Source organism: Segatella copri (genome assembly GCF_024330485.1).
GTDB classification, from domain to species: domain Bacteria; phylum Bacteroidota; class Bacteroidia; order Bacteroidales; family Bacteroidaceae; genus Prevotella; species Prevotella copri_L.
In genome coordinates, this window is record NZ_JANDWX010000016.1 from 16,238 (window position 1) to 34,968 (window position 18,731).

10 protein-coding genes and 1 tRNA gene are annotated in these 18,731 nt (G+C 43.5%); 6 read left to right on the forward strand and 5 right to left on the reverse strand.

The genetic code is table 11. The annotated features are described in order from the left end of the window. Entirely contained in the window at window positions 1-2,055 is a 2,055-nt protein-coding gene (locus NNC77_RS09935; protein WP_254970748.1) for a TonB-dependent receptor, read from the forward strand. Beyond that, window positions 2,036-2,566 (forward strand): hypothetical protein, encoded by a 531-nt coding sequence (locus NNC77_RS09940; RefSeq protein WP_254970746.1) that lies wholly within the window; start codon window positions 2,036-2,038, stop codon window positions 2,564-2,566. The genes NNC77_RS09935 and NNC77_RS09940 overlap by 20 nt, the downstream gene beginning before the upstream one ends. 135 nt (window positions 2,567-2,701) lie before the next feature. Here NNC77_RS09940 and NNC77_RS09945 read toward each other — a convergent pair whose 3' ends face one another. From NNC77_RS09945 to NNC77_RS09955, 3 genes are all read right to left on the reverse strand, one after another. Then, window positions 2,702-4,606, reverse strand: coding sequence for a GH32 C-terminal domain-containing protein (locus NNC77_RS09945; RefSeq protein ID WP_254970744.1), 1,905 nt, complete (start codon window positions 4,604-4,606; stop codon window positions 2,702-2,704). Window positions 4,607-4,780: 174 nt separating this feature from the next. Then, a complete protein-coding gene (locus tag NNC77_RS09950; RefSeq protein WP_254970743.1) occupies window positions 4,781-5,983 on the reverse strand; it encodes an ATP-binding protein in 1,203 nt (400 codons plus the stop codon). Between the two features lie 300 nt (window positions 5,984-6,283). Continuing rightward, window positions 6,284-8,587 carry a TonB-dependent receptor gene (locus NNC77_RS09955; protein ID WP_203055153.1) on the reverse strand — a complete coding sequence of 768 codons (2,304 nt, stop codon included), beginning with the start codon at window positions 8,585-8,587 and terminating at the stop codon, window positions 6,284-6,286. A 603-nt stretch (window positions 8,588-9,190) separates the two neighbouring features. Between NNC77_RS09955 and dinB the strand changes: the two genes are divergently transcribed. Next, window positions 9,191-10,309, forward strand: a complete 1,119-nt coding sequence (dinB, locus tag NNC77_RS09960; RefSeq protein ID WP_117727160.1) for a DNA polymerase IV — start codon at window positions 9,191-9,193, stop codon at window positions 10,307-10,309. Window positions 10,310-10,709: 400 nt separating this feature from the next. On the opposite strand, the gene NNC77_RS09965 is transcribed toward dinB, so the two are convergent. Both NNC77_RS09965 and NNC77_RS09970 read right to left on the reverse strand, forming a co-directional pair. Further along, window positions 10,710-13,517: a substrate-binding domain-containing protein gene (locus NNC77_RS09965; RefSeq protein WP_203055152.1), complete on the reverse strand. Its 2,808-nt coding sequence runs from the start codon at window positions 13,515-13,517 to the stop codon at window positions 10,710-10,712. A gap of 339 nt (window positions 13,518-13,856) precedes the next feature. After that, a tRNA-Met gene (locus NNC77_RS09970) sits at window positions 13,857-13,930 on the reverse strand. A gap of 260 nt (window positions 13,931-14,190) precedes the next feature. Here NNC77_RS09970 and NNC77_RS09975 point away from each other — a divergent pair. The 3 genes from NNC77_RS09975 (at window position 14,191) to NNC77_RS09985 (ending at window position 18,635) form a co-directional block, all read left to right on the forward strand. Continuing rightward, window positions 14,191-16,089, forward strand: a complete 1,899-nt coding sequence (locus tag NNC77_RS09975) for an LptF/LptG family permease (protein ID WP_203055151.1) — start codon at window positions 14,191-14,193, stop codon at window positions 16,087-16,089. Between the two features lie 28 nt (window positions 16,090-16,117). Beyond that, the gene (locus NNC77_RS09980) at window positions 16,118-17,329 is read left to right on the forward strand and encodes a bifunctional 3,4-dihydroxy-2-butanone-4-phosphate synthase/GTP cyclohydrolase II (RefSeq protein ID WP_022120097.1); all 1,212 of its coding nucleotides are present in this window, start codon (window positions 16,118-16,120) and stop codon (window positions 17,327-17,329) included. 112 nt (window positions 17,330-17,441) lie between these two features. Next, window positions 17,442-18,635, forward strand: coding sequence for a pyridoxal phosphate-dependent aminotransferase (locus NNC77_RS09985; protein WP_006849146.1), 1,194 nt, complete (start codon window positions 17,442-17,444; stop codon window positions 18,633-18,635). Window positions 18,636-18,731: the final 96 nt, after the last annotated feature.

Consider the following 18,731-nt stretch of genomic DNA (forward strand, 5'->3'; position numbering starts at 1 on the left):
ATGAAACATCGAATAATACATATCGCATTGCTGCTGACTTCAGTCTGCAACCTGGCTGCACAGACCATCATATCAGGCATGGTAAAAAGCGGTCAGGAACCGCTTGCTGGTGCCAATGTTTTCATCATGGGCACAATTGATGGATGCCTGACAGATTCTCTGGGCAGGTTTTCCTTTTCCACATCAAAAACCGGAGAAGCGTCTATCAAGATTACCATGATTGGTTTTGAAGAATATATGCAGACTGCAGATGCCTGCAAGTTACATAATCTTTCTATCCAAATGAAAGAAAAAGCTACGGCAATCCAAGAAGTTGTAATATCTGCCAGCACTTACAGTTTCGGGAAAAGTGACAACTTCAAGACTATGGATGCCTTAGATGTTGTGATGGCAGGTAATTCATGCGGGGACATTGTTGCAGCCCTGCAAACTTTACCCGGCACTCAAAAAGTGGGAGAAAACGGAAAGCTCTATGTCCGTGGTGGAGAAAGCGAAGAATGCCAGACTTTCATTAACGGAATGCACGTCCTTGTTCCATATAGTACAAACACAGAAAATACTGATGTACGTGGACGATTCTCTCCTTTTATATTTAAAGGTATCAACTTTTCTCTTGGTGGATATAGCGGAGAATATGGACAAGCACTTTCCTCCGTTCTCCCTATGGAAACATCAGATGCTGCAACAAGTGACAAATATGGAGTCAGCGCATCATTGGTTGACTGGAACATCGGTGGCACCAAGGCATATTCCCACAGCAGCTTATCCTTTAATGCCGCACTAACAAGTTTGGGAATCTACAATCAGTTATTTTCAGAAAGGCTTGATTTCAACAAGCCTTATCTAAAACTTTCTGGCGAATCACAATACAAGAATGAGTTCCGAAATGCCGGAATATTGAAAACATACGTTGGCTATGATTTTACATCTGTAGGACAGCATATAGACAACCAAAACCTTTCGCTCAAAGAGAATAATATCTATGCCAACACAACCTATAAGGCACAGTGGGGTGCTGGCTACACGCTCTTTTGTGGTATGGCAAGCTCATCGGTATTCAACGATATAGAAGATGCGAAGATTGCTGGTGACCGATATTACAACTTCAGGAATGAGATACATCTGAAAACAGGAATACGCAAAATTTGCTCGGATGCACTAAAAATATCGGCAGGAATGGAGGACTATCAGCGAAACAGCCTCATGGAGTACGAAAACGATTGCTACAAGTTGGATTATAATATTCTTGCTGCTCATATTGATGCCCAATGGAGGATGATGCCCCATGTGTTCCTGAATATTTCGACAAGGACAGAATATATGGCTCATGCCAACTGGCTGTTTATGCCAAGGGCTACACTATGTTATATTCCTAACAAGAATTTTCAGCTTTCATTTGCTACCGGTCGGTATAGCCAGATTCCAGAAGATGACTATCTTGCAACAAACAAGAAATCTCTTGGACAAAGTACGGCAGATCATGCTATCCTATCCATACAATATAAGTCGCCTGGTACACTCATACGAATAGAACCCTACTGGAAAAAATATCAGCGATTGCCTTTATGGGAAAAGGGTATTTACCAACCGAAAGGATATGGAAAGAGTAAAGGTATAGACATTTTTGTAGAAGAGCATTCGCTTTTCAAACATCTGACCACAGCATTTTCATATTCCTACAACGATTCCAAGCGATTCTATCACGAATACACAGAAGAGCGAATACCTGACTACGCCTCAAGGCATAATCTGAGATTGACAGCAAAATATTCATTCGGCAAAGCAATCATTGGGCTGACTGAATCGTATGCAAGCGGACGTCATTTTCTGATTGGCAAGACACCACATTATAATAGCGTAGATATAAACCTTACTTATCTGCTAAGTCCCAAGGTCATTATCTATTCTTCTCTGAACAACATCCTCGGCCGTACAAACATTTTCGGATATAATACTAACGGACGTTCGATAGTTCCTTCTAGAGACAGATTTTTATATATAGGCATATTTGTTTCACTTAAAAATAATAAAGCATATGACATTTCAAACTTTTAAACGATTCGTATTGATGTCTGTCTTCTTCATGACAACATCTGTAGTTATCTATGCCCAGCAATCCACAATGCAGGGGCTTATCGGACAGTCGCTTGCAAAACTTCAGCAACCGACATCAGAGAGCATACTTAATTGTATTGCAGAGATGAAGCGTATTGATGATATGTTTCCTGATAGCATCCAGCCCAAGTTTCAGATAGTTTTGCAAAGTCTCAATTATTCCGTGATGAATCCGCATGCTCCACAAACAGAAAATCTTCTAAAAGAGACTGAAGAAACTATTGCCAAGATGGAGAATATAAAGCATGCTGACCCGTCTGACATCTGTACCCTTCGCGGTTTTCTCTATATGGTACGCATCGTACAGAATCCTGGACAAAACGGTCAACGCTATTATCTGGAAGTGATGCAGGATTACGAGAAAGCTCTCAAACTCAACCCAGATAATCAACTGGCCAAACAATTGCAGCAAAAGTTTTTTGAGGGAATGAAACAGCAAACCGGTAAATAAGAAACAGAGGTTGTTTTATCCACGGACAATCTCCCCTGAACCGAAAAAAAGAGTCGCAACCTAAAATATTATCAGGTTGCGACTCATTACTATTTACATTTAAACCTACAATTCGACTATACAATATCTACATGATTACAAACCAAGTTTATGAACCTTCAGGTTCTTGAACTCAGCCTTGCCATCCTGGGTGTAGAGCTTCACATTCTCGTATGGAGCTACAGGGAACACGAGATTGGTCATGGCGATACGGCCGCCATCTACGAAGAGTTCTACAGATGACTTATCTACGAAAATATCAACATGATAGGTCTTCTTGCTATCCTCGCAAAGACTCAATGGAGCCCAGGTAGCCAGAGCGAAATCGTTCTTGTAGTTGATGGAGTTGGCAATGCGGGCAGGCTCCTTGCCTTCAGCTGCACGCTGCTTGTCCCAAGCCAACTCGATATCGTGAGGAACTGCCTGCTTGCCGAAATCGGTCAAACCACTCTCAGTTCTATCCATTACCACCTTGCCCTGCTTCATATCGAAGTAAATCAGGGTGCGCTCACGCTTGTTGTTTGAAATCTCAATACCGGCAATGCCGTTGGCATCTGGAGTTACATCGGCCTCGATTTCGAAAGCACCATTCATATTGGCAGCAACACCCTTCTGCTCCTTGGCATCAGCAACAGAAGCATCAGCCAAATCCTTGGTTTCTTTTCTCAAAGCATATACTTCAGGAGCTACATTCTCAGAAACATAATACTTGCCATTCTTCTCGTAAAGTTTCAACTCTCTTGGCAAACCGTTGGCACCACGGTTCTGCTTGAACGGAGTAAGGTTGGCATACTGCCAGTTGCTCATCCAGGTGATACCCAATACTCGGTCGCCTGTGTTTGAGAAGGTAACGGTAGCATAGTGATCCTTACCCCAATCGAGCCACTTCACATCGTGGGCATCAGGACAAGTAAACTTCTTGCCATCGAAATCGCCTACGAAATACTCGGTTGCACTGCCACCAAACCAGCAACCTGGATTGATATTCATGGTCATCACCCACTTCATGTTCTTCTTATCACCATTTACAGGCAACTGGAAGAAGTCTGGGCACTCATACTGGCATGGCTGCTGACCCAAACCCTTACCAAAGGCACTCACGTAAGTCCATTTCTTGAGATTCTTTGACTTGTAGAAGCGGGTCTCCTTATCAGCAGAAACAATCATATACCAGCATTTTCCCTTCTCATACCAGAACACCTTAGGGTCACGGAAGTCCTTCAAGCCATCGAATGGAGTCAACACTGGGTTGCCCTCGTACTTGGTAAAGGTACGACCATTGTCATTGCTATAAGCGATGCACTGCACCTCATCATGGTTTACACTACTGTTGTTGGTATAGATGGCGATGATGGCATTCTTGCCGAAACCTGCCGTATTCTTCTTATCCACAACCGAACTACCAGAGAAGATATGACCTACAGGGTCGCGGGCGATGGCTGGATCGAGATGCTCCCAATGAACTAGGTCCTTGCTTACGGCATGTCCCCAGTGCATATTGCCCCACTTGCTTCCGTATGGGTTATACTGGAAATAGAGATGATACTCACCATCCTTATACACCATTCCGTTAGGGTCGTTCATCCAGCCGTAGAGCGGAGTGAAGTGATAAGATGGACGATAGTAATCGGTGTTGGTAGTATCGAATGTATCGCTAAGTTTGAGCAAGTTGAGTGCCAAAGCATCCTTCTTCAAACCGAGAATCTTGACTGTAGCAGTCTTACCCTTGCCCAAAGCGAAAGGCACATAGTAATCAGAACCATTCTGAGCCAGGCGAACGTCCATCCAGGTATCATCCTTAGAACCTGTATCAAGCAAAACCTGAGCCTCATCCTTCTCTTCCTGGATAGGGAGAAGAAGATACTTGGTAGGATTCTCCACCTTGATGATAGTAGTATCACCCTTGTGTTCGATGTTCATCTTCTGTGCAAAGGCAGAAGTTGTAGCTGATGCCATCAACATGAGGCAGGCAGCCTTGGTAATCATTGAATTGGATTTCATGATCGTTTTCTTTTTAAATTGTTAGCATTATTGTTTAAATCTGCTGCAAAGATAAGAATAAAGCAGGAATTATCATATAAATCTCGTTTCATCCGATACAAAAAATCGTTCATGCAACATCTTTTGCAGTACATGAACGATTCTTTTCCTCACATCTCCTTGGAGACAACAAGACTATACTTCCCCCATCAGCCATTTCAACGCATTGATTCGCTTGATACCATCATAATCTGCCGTCGGGTCTTCATCGAGCGTCAAGATATACTTGGGATATTGGTCCTTGATTTGCTGAAGCGAAGCGAGTTCGCGCTTCAAGGTCTTCTCATCCCTTACCGTTGCAGCTACCTGATAATAGGTGATGTCATCCTCGTCAATAGCAACAAAATCAACCTCCAAGTTATCCATCTTGCCTATATACACTTTCTTCTGCCGACGCAAGAGTTCCAGAAAAACGATATTTTCCAAAATGCGCCCTGCATCAAAAGAGCGAGAGCCAAGCAACATACGTCGCAAACCAATATCCACCAGATAGTATTTTCCCAAAGTTTTGAGGAGTTGCTTACCCTTGATGTTATATCGCTTCACTTCATACAAGAAGAAAGACTCGCAAAGGGTTGACAGGTATTTCTCCACGGTCTTTTGGTCAATCTTTCGCCCATCAGCCGACATCAAGTCTGCAATACGTTTCGTCGAGAGAATATTGCCGATATTATCTGCCGTGAAACGTATCACGCTCTCCAACATCATCACATCGGAAAGTTTATTTCGACTCATGATGTCCTTTACCACTATCGTATTGTAAACAGCATTCAAGTAATCGCTAATCTCATTAGCCGTATCCAACTCCAATGTATATGGGAAACTGCTCTTGCTCACATATTCTATATATGTCTGTGAAAGATGGTCCGTACCACCGATACCTTCCGCATACTCCTTGAAAGACAACGGAAGCATCGCAATCTCTACATACCTGCCAGACAAGAGTGTAGCTATCTCGCTAGAAAGCATGTAGGCATTCGAACCCGTCACATATAAATCAACTGTTGGCTTCAAATTAAGACTATTGATGATATCCGGAAAATCCGTGACATGCTGTATCTCATCAAAAAAGATGTAAGTCATCTTATCTTGCTGTATCAAAGGTTTGACATAAGAATACAGTTTTCTTGGGTCTCGCAATTCAAAATAGTCATAGTCCTCAAAATTGAGATAGATGATTTGCTCTTGCATTACTCCATGAGCTATCAGCCAGTCACGATAAATCTCCATAATGGTCGATTTACCACAACGGCGGATGCCTGTTATCACCTTGATAAGCTTTTTATCCTTGAAAGCTATCAGCTTTTGCAGATAGTTATGTCGTTCTATTCTCTTCATTTTTGTATTTTTACATGTCATGCTGCAAATATACATATTTTTTAGGAATCTACATACTAAAAGTACGATTATTTAGAAAGTTTTAGGAATTGATTCCTAAAACTTCTCTTTTACGGACGTTTTTAGGAAGACAAGCACTAAAACTTCTCCATTTTATTAATCATGACTGATAAAAACACTCTTTTCACCTATTTTATTATGGAAAACAGCGTTTTCTCCAAAGTTCAAAACCCAAACAAGAAAAAGGCAGCACTATACATTATTATATAGTACTGCCTTATCTTATTATGTTTGAACTAATTAGAACTTCAGCGAAGCTGTGAATTCTACTGTGAATGGACGAAGATAGCTACCCGTCATAATCTGATTCTTGATTCCCTTAGCCTCATCCTTGGTAATCAGCTCGGCACCTGCGATACTACCCTTGGCACCAGTCTGGTTGAGGAAGTTGACTACGGTGCAGCCGAGAGCCAGACGCTTGGTTGCCTGCCAGTTCAAACCTCCGAAAGTCTCCCAGTGACCGTTGAAGTAATATGCCTCGTTGATGTTGGCGTAGGTCTTGCTGAAGTAACGGAAACTGGTCCAGAGCTTAATGTCCTTGGTAATCATGTAGCTAGGATCCAACTCGATGAGAATCTGAGGAATCTCTGCTACGATATTGCCAGTGGCGTTGATTTTGCCAACATAGCCATCGCTGAAGGTGATGCTGGTTTCATACTTCTTGTAAGTTGGCTTCTGATAAGTGAAGAGGAAGTGGAAATCGAATCCCTTGAATGGATGAGCCACAGCGTCGGTTGTCCATCCCCATGTCTGGATATCGTAAGTCAAAGGAGCTGCCTTGATCTCACTGCCATGCTGCAAATTCAGAGTTGAGTTGTTGTTGGTCTTTGATATGTAAGAGAACAACGATGTCAAACTCAACCATGAGTTATTGTAGTAGATACCTGCACGACCGAGTGGCACAGAAATCTTATCCGTATTCGGCAATGTAGCTGGGGCAAAAGCCTCAAACTTTGGATGCTGAACGATGTAAGTGAAATCGCCAGTGAAGCCGAAATTGTCGGTCAACTTATAAGTTGCTGCTACAGAGAAATCGTAGTTCAACCAGTTGTAACTCAAGTCTGCCGGAGCAATCTTAGTAGTCTTATCTGGTGCCGTAGCACCGAGATAGTAATCGACAAAACGGCCTACGAATTCACCCTTTGCATTCTTCACTGCTGCGTTTTCACCCTTCAGCTTCTGCCACTCCAGACGGGCACCATAGTAGAGATTCAACTTGTTGGTGACATCCCAATCGTGAGTGAAGTAGAGAGCCAGCTTGTTTTCGCTTCCCTTGTAATACTCAGAGGCGTTCTTGTTGAAATCATAGAAATAGCCGGTGCGCTGGTTGGCATCCCAAACTCGCAAGGCATAATTGCCATCTGCAGGAACACTCTGGTCATACATGGTTGTATTTGAGCAATAATCGATATGGTAGAACCACTCATTCACGCCAAGACGGAAGGTGGAAGTACTGAATTTCTTGCTGAGCTCGGTGGTGAAGAGAGCCTCATCAATCTTACCGGCATTGAGACAAGACATACGGGTCTGAACATACTGACCATTGTAAGCCTTGGTCTGTCCGTTGATGTCGCGATACATATAATTATATACGCCCTGATTGGCAGCGCTCTTCAAATCGATGATAGACATTGGAGACTGGTAAACCATCGCACCACGTGAGTGATCGTACTTCAAGGTAGCCTTCCAGTTCAAACCGTTGTCAAAACGATAGTTGTTCATCAGGGTTACCTCGCTTGTCTTGTTCAGGCAGGCATCATAGAGAGAAGTCTGCTTCAACTCACCAGTACGCATATCACGATAGGTCATATCATTATCTACAGGAAGATAAGAAGTAGTTCCGAGCTTAAAATCTCCATACTCCTTCACGCTTCCATCGCCTACATAGATAAATGGAGCACTCTGGGTAGCATAGCTATACACGTTATGGCTATTGGCATACTTATACATGGCAGTGAACTCACCACGATTGCCGTTATACTTCTTGGTGAGGAGTGCCTTGTAAATCTGAGTACGGTCCTGATAAGGAGTAGACTTAATCTTGAAGGTTCCCGGATCGAAATCCTGATACATATTAAAGCTGTAGTACCAGTCCTTACCCAAATCACCATTCATATTCAGAGAGAATTCCTGCAATCCGAAATGATTGCTCTTATAGTTCAGCGTACCATTGAATCCTTTCTGTCCCTTCTGGGTGAAAGAGTTCACGGCATAACCGATATTACCGGTAGTGATGGCAGTCTCGGCAATCTTGAGCAAACCCTGATGGCTCAAACTTGCATCACCACGCCAGATAGTATTGACAGAATGAGGATTGGTAGCGTAAGTAACAGGCAGACCATTCTCCAACACGTTGACATCGGCAGAAGGCAAGCCTATCTGAATCTCACGAGGACCATTCGCACTGGCTGCATTGAGCATCACATTACGATTACCCTCTTCCTTAGCACTTGAATTATCATCCTGTGCAAAAGCTGCTGTAACATTTACCAATGAAAGTGCAAGCATCATAGCTGCGCTCTTTCCATTTAAAAAGTTGTTCATACTTTAAATGTTTAATTTGTTAGCGTTAATGTTTTGATTTCTGCTGCAAAAATACATAAAGGTCTGAACAGCGGCTTAAAAAATCATTTCATCGAATAAAAAATTCCGTTCATTGTAACATAATTGCTATTACATGAACGGAATTTCACACTTTTCTGCTATTTTCTACGTCTTAACTAACTCTTTTCTATTTCAGATAAAGGGAGTCATATAGATCACTACAGACTATTAAGAGCGTGTCATGATGTACTTGAGTTAATAAGTTCAAGTGCTTGAATCAGTGAGGTCAAGTGCTTGAGTTTATGAGTTCAAGTACTTGAGTTAATGAGGTCAAGTGCTTAAATCAGTGAGGTCAAGTGTTTGGTTCAGCTTACTCAAGTGGTTCCGTAAGCTATCGGAGACGACTCAGGAAGCAGACGCAGATAGCTTCGTTGACTAACGCAAGTACTTGAGTTGGCTAACGCAAGTACTTGCGATGCTCAACGCAGCCTGTTTCGATGGACCATGTAGGCTAATACCCGAAAACGTTAACGAACAATAAAAAACAGCTTAGATTTTGTGGAAACGCATCTTTTTTGTACTTTTGGAAAAAATAAGGCAGGAATGACTGAGCGAAAGATCATACATATCGACATGGATGCCTTCTTTGCTGCGGTAGAGCAAAGAGACAATCCGGAACTTCGGGGCAAACCGGTAGCGGTTGGCTTCGACGGACCTCGTGGTGTGGTTTCTACAGCCAGCTATGAGGCAAGGAAGTATGGCGTTCACTCGGCGCAATCCATCGCTCAAGCCAAGCAGCGCTGCCCTAACCTCATCATCGTGCCCTGCCGGCATGATTATTATGCTAAAATATCCCATCAGATACATCAGATATTCCAGGAATATACAGACCTCATCGAACCCATCTCCATAGATGAAGCCTTTCTTGATGTAACGCAGAATAAGAAAGGGATAGAACTGGCGGTGGATATTGCCAAAGAAATCAAAACCCGTATCAAGGAGGCAACCGGACTCACCGCCTCGGCTGGCATCAGCTACTGCAAGTTTCTCGCCAAAGTGGCTTCAGATTACCGCAAACCCGACGGCATCTGCACCATTCATCCCGACAAGGCGCTTGATTTCATCGCCCAGCTTCCTGTAGAGGATTTCTGGGGTGTGGGCAAGAAAACCTTGCAAAAGATGCATTTCATGGGTATCTTCAACGGAGCTGACCTGAGGAAAGTATCCGAAGAACATCTGGTAGAAGTGTTCGGAAAAGCCGGACACATCTTCTATGATTTCGCAAGGGGGATAGATGAACGACCTGTCATCACCTACCGGGAACGGAAATCGGTAGGCTGCGAACAGACTTTCCTGGAAGATATCTATCTAAAAACGGCTGTGATTATCGAACTGTACCATACTGTACTCGAACTGCTGGAGCGCATCGCCAAAAGCGGTTTCGAAGGAAGAACCCTGACGCTGAAGGTGAAGTTTGCCGATTTTACCCAGATAACAAGAAGTATCTCGCAAGAAAAGGTTCTGAAAAAGAAGGATGATATTCTACCTCTTGCCAAACGGCTGCTGAAACAGGTAGATTACTCCTCGGCGCATCCCATCCGCCTGCTTGGTCTGTCCGTAAGCAACGCCTCATCAGAAGAAGCCAGGAAGCAAGATAAGGAGAACAGCAGTTTCAAACCCGAATACAAGGAACTGGAACTGGAATTCGAAGATTGGGAATAAGCCCCTTTAAAAAGCTATAGTATGCCGCTTAAAAAGAAACAAACCATAATACGCGAAAAGCAGCTGTCAGACATCCCGTCTACAGCTGCTTTCTCTCATTACTAGTTATTTCCCAAAACAAAACTTTTAACCTTAAAGAAAACTACTTACCTTAATGAATACTCAATCCTATAACCTTAAAACATAAAACCTAAACCTATGAAAATGCAACTACTTCTGCATGAAACAATTTATAAACTTCTAAATTCTGGTGCAAAGATAGTAAGTTTCAGCGAACAGCAGGTACAATTATCGTTCAAATAGTGATAAAAATGATACAATGTACCTTTTATGCTAGGAAATGAACGATTTTTATCCATACATTCACAGATTTTATACTTCAGGTATAGCGTATTCCTCTCTATTTCAATACATTACCTACATCACCAGGTAACATGCCATACTCATCCTTGAAACATTTTGTGAAGTAAGACGGCGCTGAGAAGCCCACTTCATAGGCTACTTCAGAGACACTCATGCTCCGGGTTTCGAGCAAACGCCTAGCTTTGGCAAGGCGAGCCTTACGGAGTAAGTCAACAACAGAAGAGCCTGTCATCGCCTTCACCTTGCGATAGAGCTGCACACGGCTTAAGCCAATCTGCTGTCCCATATTCTCAACTCCAAACTCGCTATCAGAAAGATTCTTCAGGATAATGGCTTGAAGCTGCTTGAGGAACTGCTTGTCACGATCTTCCAGATGAGCCTCAGAAATCTCCTTCTCAGCCTCTTTAGAACCTTGATAAAGATTCTTCAGGAGCTGACGCTGTCGCAAGAGATTCTCAATACGGGCGAGAAGCACCTTGCTGTGGAATGGTTTGGTAATATAGGAATCTGCTCCATGCTCATAACCCTCTGCGCGATGCTCCTCCAGGTTCTTCGCCGTAAGCATAATAACAGGGATATGAGAGGTAGCCGTATTCGTCTTCAACTGTTTAGTAAACTCCAATCCGTCCATAACAGGCATCATCACATCGCAAATCACCAGGTCAGGCACCTCTTTCAAGGCGACAGCCAGACCCTCTTTACCATCGGCGGCCTCAAGAACAATATACTCATCCTGCAAAAGAGTACGCTCATACTGACGGATATCGGTATTATCATCAATAACCAGAACAGTAGGACGATTGGTATTCTCGCTTACCAGCTGCTGAACTTTTCCATGACTTCTGTCTCCATCGTCAATATATTGCAAAACAGATTCATCTACAACATTCTTACCAGTTGATGCAGAAGCATTTACTGAGTTATCCACAATATCCACATCATTGTGGATAACTTGTGAATCACCCTCCTGCTCACGAGGAATGACAACGATAAAATCAGAGCCCTTTCCCGGTTCACTTTCTACCCTAGCCTCACCATGATGCAACTCTACAAATGATTTCACCAGAGCCAGACCGATACCCGTACCGCTGGCAGCACCCTTAGCCTGGAAGAAGCGTTCAAAGATCTTATCAGCCTCATCCTGCGAGATACCCTTGCCCGTATCTCTCACGTCAAGACGTAGATTGGCACCTTCATCTTTCAACGAAACAAAGATTTCGCCACCAGCAGGCGTATATTTCAAGGCATTGCTCAACAGATTGAACACGATACGGGAAATCTTCTCCTGATCGGCAATCATTTCATGGCTGCCTTTCAAGTCATCAACATCCAGATGCAGTCTGATCTGCTTGCGCTCGGCAGTAAGCTGGAAGTCGCCCACCCACATCGTCAAGGTCTTCACAATGTCGAAGCGATAGAGTTTCAGTTCCATCTTGCCATTCTGAATCTTACGGAAATCAAGAATGTTACTTACCAACTGTTGGAGAGCAAGGGCGTTACGCTGCACCATTTTCAAGAGTTCGCGGCTCTTGCCCTTGATGCCGGCATCTTCAAGCAGCATCTCTACCGGGTCGGCTATCAGGGTTAAAGGCGTGCGAAGTTCATGACTGATATTGGTAAAGAATACCAGACGGGAATGAGTGAGTTCCAAGACCTCCTCATTCAATCGTTTCAATTCTCCATTCTTTTCACCCAATTCTACATTCAGTCGCTTCAGTTCGCCATTTGTCTTAGCCAATGTTTCGTTCAGTTTCACCTTTATCAGATAACCTCTGAAAATTAAAGCCGCAGCTGCGAGGCAAACAAAGAGGAACAGACACAGACCTATGAGCATGACTTTCTGTGAGTTATAATCAGACAGATACTGATTTACCTGCTTATGCAAAGTCTTCAGATTGTGCGTCTGACGCTCGGCATCTCTAGCCTCCATCAATGTAAGGGCAGCATTTGCCTGGGTTATGATAGAAGTGCTCAGATAATTGTCGCGTTCATAAGGCTGATGCTTCAATATCTTCATGGCAAGCGCTATGACCTCGTCACCCTTGGTAGGATAAAGATAAGAGGCTTCGAAAATACCATCGCGCACAAGTTCCAAACCACCACCTTCGGTAGCCATGCCGTCTACTCCGGTATACTTATAGTTACGCTTTACCCTCATCTGGCGGGCAGCCACATAAGCTCCCCAGGCAAGACAGTCATTATGGGCAAAGACATAATCAAAGTCCTGTGTCTGTTTCAATATGCGTTTCATCGCCTGGATTCCACCCTCTTCTTTCCAGTTTCCTCCCTCAGAGGCTACAACCTGTAACCCAGGATAAGGCTTGATAGCATCCATAAAACCACGATGACGCTCCAAAGCAGGCGAAGAGCCCTCTAAGCCTCTGATTTCAACGATGCGGCCCTTTCCCTGAAGCTGCTGGGCGATAAAAGTTCCCATCGATTTACCTATCGTATAGTTATCGCAGCCGATAAATGCCGTATACTTGTCAGAATTGGTCTTCCTGTCATAGAGAATCACAGGAATACCTTTATCGTAAGCACGCTCTACAGCCTTGGATATAGCACTCAGCTGATTAGGAGATACGATAAGCAAATCTACACCCTCATCGATAAACTGGTTAACTTGCTTATTCTGCAACATATTATCATCGTTGGAAGAAGCCAGTTTCACGATAAGCGAATCGTTGAGATACTCGCCCATCTTCAGTTCATCATTCAGTTTATCGCGCCAGGTATCTTCCGAACACTGGGATACGCCAATGACATACTTCCTAGGCTGCTGAGCACAACCGGTCAGCAACACAATAATCGCTACATATATAATAAGGTGTAATTTTCGTTTCATACAGCTTATACAATTTCTATGTTTATAAAGAAGAGGCAGTCAACAAATGCCTAAAAATAAAACTTACCGCTGCAAATATACAACTTTTTTTTGTATTTTAGCCCCATTGGTCAGTTTTTTACAAATATTTTATTCTGAGAACACCAAGAAAAACATAGGAAAATCTTTCATATTTATCTTTTCCACAACAGTTACCAACAGGAAAAACATCTGATAACCAACGGAATAACATAGTTATCAACACATATGTGGATAACTTTTCTATGAGAAGTGAATAAGTGTGGAAAAGTTTAGAGCATAAAAAAGACATCAACTAAAAAGTTGATGTCTCTCATCTTGTAGCGGGAGGGGGCCACGATCCCTCGACCTCCGGATTATGAATCCGACGCTCTAACCAGCTGAGCTATCCCGCCATCCAAGCAATTGATTTCTCATTTGCGGGTGCAAAGGTAATACATTTATTTGAATTGAACAAATTTTTCGGCAGAAATTTTCAAAAAAAGTTTTATTTTCTCATTTTTCTCACATTCCAGCCCCACTTTCACCTAATTATATATATAAAAAAAACGAAAAATAAAGGTTTTCTTATTTTTTTATATTACCTTTGCACGCTGAATAACAGACCTGCTATTATTTTAAATAAAGAAAAGGTCTGAAACAACAGAATATTGAAATGCTTAGAATTAAGAAATTAGACATATTTATTGCCAAACAGTTTGGTCTCCTTTTCATGGGAACTTTCTTCATCTGCCAGTTTGTGCTGATGATGCAGTTCTTATGGAGATATATTGATGATCTCATCGGTAAGGGACTCACGATGGACGTGATGGCTCAATTTTTCTGGTACATGGGTCTGATGCTCGTACCACAGGCCCTGCCTTTGGCTATTCTCCTGTCTTCACTCATGACGTTCGGTAATCTCGGCGAGAGTTCGGAACTTACAGCCATCAAGGCTGCCGGCATTTCACTGATGCAAGCTTTCCGCTCACTCATCGTCATCACCATCATCATCATGTTTGGCTCATTCTATTTCCAGAACAATGTGGGACCTAAGTCGAACATGAAACTGGCACAACTTCTGATTTCCATGAAACAGAAAAGCCCGGAACTGGAAATTCCGGAAGGAATCTTCTATGATGGTATTCCAAACTGCAACCTTTATGTGCAGAAGAAGGATTTGAAAACCGGAAAACTTTACGGCATCATGATTTACCGCATGACCGATAGCTATGAAGATGCCGCAATCATATTGGCAGATTCCGGCATGCTCCAGAGTACAGCAGAAAAGAAGCATCTTGTTCTGAGTCTCTACAGCGGAGAATGGTTTGAGAACATGCAAAGCAGTGCACTTGCCAATACTGCTGCCGTACCATACAGACGAGAGACTTTCGTTTCCAAGAAAATCATTCTCGACTTTGATGGAGACTTCAGTATGACCGATGCAGCTTCGCTTTCAGGAAATGCAAAGGGTAAAAGTCTGGAGAAAATCAACCACGACATCGATTCGCTCAACCAATTATATGATTCAATCGGAAGAATCTACCTGAACGAAGCCAACGTGAGATTCTATGGAGGTGCACAGCGCATCAACAAGAAGGACTCTCTCAAAGAAATCAAGAAGGGCGAAAACCTCAATTTCGACACCTTATATAATAAGTTGCCACAGGACAAGAAACTCATGGCGGTAAACCAGGCACAGTCTACCGTACAACAGGAGCTTTCTGACCTTGATTTCAAATCGATGTCAACGAGCGATGCTGACTACATGATAAGACAGCACAAGATTGAGGCTATCAACAAGTTCACCCTAGCCCTTTCGTGTCTCATCTTCTTCTTTATCGGAGCGCCACTAGGAGCCATCATCCGAAAGGGAGGTCTGGGTTTCCCTGTCGTCATCTCCGTACTTGTGTTCATCGTCTTCTTCATCCTCGACAATACAGGATACAGAATGTCAAGAAGCGGAATGTGGGCCATCTGGTTCGGCAAAGGTCTTGCACCGGCAGTATTGACGCCTTTGGCTATCTTCGTAACCTACAAGGCAACCAATGACTCTTCCGTATTCAATATGGATGTTTACAAAGAGTTCTTCATGAAACTGCTCGGTTTACGACAGAAACGCCATTACTTCGGCAAGGAAGTCATAATCACCGACCCGGATTATCAGACGGATGCAGAGAAACTGGAAAGAATAAACCAAGACATCACCTTATATAATAAGGAACACAAACTGGTTCATCTTCCAAACGTCATCAATGTATTCTTCAAATACGAGCCTGATCATGAGATAGAAAGAATCAATGCAGAATTGGAAGAGGTAATAGAAGATTTGACCAACACCGCCAACAAGTATATCCTGCACGACATGAACCAATATCCGGTTCTTTCTGTCAAGGCACATACACGCCCATTCGAGCGGAAATGGCTCAACATCATTGCAGCCATCATTTTCCCAGTGGGCACACTGCTATATTTAAGAATGTGGCGATTCCGACTGCGCTTGTTCCGTGACCTCAAGGTCATCAGTCAGACCAATACGGACATCATCCAACGGATTAAAGAACAAAAAAAGTAAAATGTAACTATATAATAAGGTATCAAACATGTCAGAAATCAAATTAAATAGCATCGAAGATGCAGTAAAAGACTTCAAGGAAGGAAAGTTCGTCATTGTTGTTGATGACGAAGACCGCGAAAACGAAGGCGACCTCATCATTGCCGCAGAGAAAATAGACGCAGAAAAAGTAAACTTCATGCTGAAACATGCAAGAGGTGTACTCTGTGCCCCTATCACCCTGAGCCGCTGCGATGAACTCGACTTGCCTCATCAGGTTTCAGAGAACACCTCTGTATTGGGAACACCATTCACCATAACCGTAGATAAACTGGAAGGCTGCTCTACCGGTGTTTCTGCACACGACCGTGCCGAAACCATCAAAGCACTTGCCGACCCGAATTCTACCCCACAGACTTTCGGCAGACCGGGTCACATCAATCCGCTCTACGCACAAGATAACGGAGTATTAAGAAGAAGCGGACACACAGAAGCAGCCATCGATCTTTGTAAAATGGCAGGCCTCTATCCAGCAGGCGCACTTATGGAAATCATGAATGAAGACGGCACCATGGCACGTCTGCCAGAACTGATGAAGATGGCACAGGAATGGAACCTCAAGGTTATTTCTATTAAAGACATGATAGAATACCGACTCAAGAAAGAATCACTCATCGAAGTGGGCGAAGAGGTTGACATGCCTACAGAATACGGCCACTTCCGCCTCATTCCGTTCCGCCAGTCTAGCAATGGTCTGGAACACATGGCACTCATCAAGGGAGAATGGAAAGAAGACGAGCCTATCCTGGTCCGTGTTCACTCTTCTTGCGCTACAGGCGACATCCTGGGCAGCAAACGTTGCGACTGCGGTCAGCAGCTCCACAAGGCAATGCAGATGATAGACGAGGCAGGAAAGGGGGTTGTTGTCTACATGCAGCAGGAAGGACGCGGCATCGGTCTGATGAACAAGATTGCAGCCTACAAACTCCAGGAAGAAGGCTATGATACCGTTGACGCCAATACTCATCTCGGTTTCAAGCCAGACGAGCGCGACTATGGTTGCGGTGCACAGATGCTCCGTCATCTCGGTGTACACAAAATGCGTCTGCTCACCAACAATCCGGTAAAGCGCGTAGGTCTCGAAGCGTACGGTTTGGAAATCGTAGAAAATGTACCTATCGAAGTTGTACCAAACAAGTACAATGAGCGCTATCTCAAGACCAAGAGAGACCGCATGGGGCATACTTTGCACCTCGGATAATAAAATTATGTTATTATTTCAATACAAAACATGAAATAATGCTCAATTTTCTTCCGAAAAAGAAATAATTTGCTTACTTTTGCACACGATAAACAAATATAAGAATAAAATTATGGCACAATTATCTGATCGTTTAAACAGATTGGCACCTTCAGCAACGCTGGCGATGTCACAGAAGAGTAGTGAAATGAAAGCTCAAGGTATTGATGTAATCAACATGAGCGTAGGTGAACCAGACTTCAACACTCCTGACAATATCAAACAGGCAGCAAAGAAGGCTATTGACGAGAACTATTCCCGTTATTCACCAGTACCAGGTTATCCTGACTTGCGAAAAGCAATTGTAGCCAAATTAAAGAACGAGAATGGTTTGGAGTACACTACCAATGAAGTAATCGTTGGTACGGGTGGTAAGCAGTGCGTCTGCAACGCAGTATTGGCACTCGTAAATCCAGGCGACGAGGTTATCATTCCTGCACCATATTGGGTAAGTTATCCACAGATGGTGAAATTGGCAGGAGGTACTCCGGTCATTGTAAATGCCGGTTTCGACCAGGACTTTAAGATGACCGCAGAGCAGTTGGAGAATGCCATTACAGAGAAGACCAAGATGCTCATTCTCTGTTCTCCAAGCAACCCTACCGGTAGCGTATACTCTAAGGAAGAACTGGCTGCACTGGCAGAAGTACTCAAGAAGCATCCTGAAGTATTTGTGTTGGCAGATGAAATCTACGAACACATCAATTATATCGGCAAGCACCATAGCATTGCTCAGGAACCGGGCATGAAGGAGCAGGTTATCATTGCCAATGGTGTATCTAAGGCTTACGCCATGACAGGATGGAGAATCGGTTTCCTGGCTGGTCCGGAATGGATCATCAAGGGCTGCAACAAGCTCCAGGGACAGTATACCAGCGGTACATGTTCTGTCAGCCAGAAGGCAGCAGAAGCAGCCTACACACTCGACCAGAGTGCAGTAGAGGAAATGCGCGTAGCTTTCGAGCGCCGACGCAACCTGATTGTTAAGTTGGCTAAAGAGGTTCCAGGTCTTGAGGTAAACATGCCACAGGGTGCCTTCTATCTCTTCCCTAAGTGCAACAGCTACTTTGGCAAGAGCAATGGTGAGAAGACCATCAACAATTCAACCGACTTTGCCATGTACCTTCTCGAGGAAGCACATGTAGCCACCGTAGGTGGTGACGCATTCGGTGATCCAGACTGTTTCCGCATGAGCTATGCAACAAGCGACGAGAACATCGTTGAAGCTATCAAGCGCATCAAGGAAGCTTTGGGTAAGTTGAAATAAAAAATGGCTTAAAGACCATTTTCAAGGGGCAAAATGTAAGAAAAAAGCGAGATATTGGTATAAAATAAGCCAATATCTCGTTAAAACTTCTTAATT